Origin of the sequence: Deinococcus sp. Leaf326, assembly GCF_001424185.1 — a bacterium.
Classification (GTDB): domain Bacteria; phylum Deinococcota; class Deinococci; order Deinococcales; family Deinococcaceae; genus Deinococcus.
This window is the reverse complement of the sequence record NZ_LMOM01000008.1, coordinates 1-1,102: the sequence shown is the minus strand read 5'-3', so window position 1 is coordinate 1,102 and position 1,102 is coordinate 1. Positions and strand designations below refer to the sequence as shown.

General features: G+C 52.9%; 1 rRNA gene. It reads right to left on the bottom strand.

Annotation, left to right across the window (positions count from 1 at the left end):
• Positions 1-1,102 (bottom strand): 23S ribosomal RNA (locus ASF71_RS04415); the annotation flags it as partial.

Genomic DNA, 1,102 nt, shown 5'->3' with positions numbered 1-1,102 from the left:
GTCAGCCCCTATACGTCATCTTGCGATTTAGCAGAGACCTGTGTTTTTGCTAAACAGTCGTTTGGGCCTATTCACTGCGGCTCTACWYRTGTAGAGCGTCCCTTCTCCCGAAGTTACGGGACCATTTTGCCGAGTTCCTTAACGAGAGTTATCCCGCGCGTCTTAGAATTCTCATCTCGCCTACCTGTGTCGGTTTACGGTACTGGCGCCTTCCCCCTCACTAGAGGCTTTTCTTGGCAGTGTGAAATCGTGACCTACGTCCCTACGGGACTCCGCGTCGTTCCTTGACTKTKRTGCCTGACGGATTTGCCAATCAGACGGTCTTGAAACTTGCACATGCACTTCCATCCGCATGCGTCACTATCCTCCTGCGTCCCCCCATYGTTCAAACGRTGTATMGGYGGTACAGGAATATCAACCTGTTCTCCATCGTCTACGCCTTTCGGCCTCGGCTTAGGTCCAGACTAACCCTGAGCGGACGAGCCTTCCTCAGGAAACCTTGGGCTTTCGACGGAGGGGATTCTCACCCCTCTTTTCGCTACTCAYACCGGCATTCTCACTTCYAARCGCTCCACTGCTCCTTCCGGTACAGCTTCACAGCGGTTTGGAACGCTCCCCTACCATTCCTTACGGAATCCGCAGCTTCGGTGGTATGTTTAGCCCCGTTACATTTTCGGCGCGGCGCCACTCGACTAGTGAGCTATTACGCACTCTTTRAATGRTGGCTGCTTCTRAGCCAACATCCTRGYTGTCTARGCARCKCCACATCCTTTTCCACTTAACRTAYACTTKGGGACCTTAGCTGGCGGTCTGGGCTGTTTCCCTCTTGACTACGGATCTTATCACTCGCAGTCTGACTCCCGAGTATAAGTTGCTGGCATTCGGAGTTTAACTGAATTCGGTAACCCTGTGGGGGCCCCTAGTCCAATCAGTGCTCTACCTCCAGAACTCTCAACCTCGAGGCTAGCCCTAAAGCTATTTCGGGGAGAACCAGCTATCTCCAGGTTCGATTGGCATTTCACCGCTACCCACACCTCATCCCCGCACTTTTCAATCGATTGGCATTTCACCGCTACCCACACCTCATCCCCGCACTTTTCAA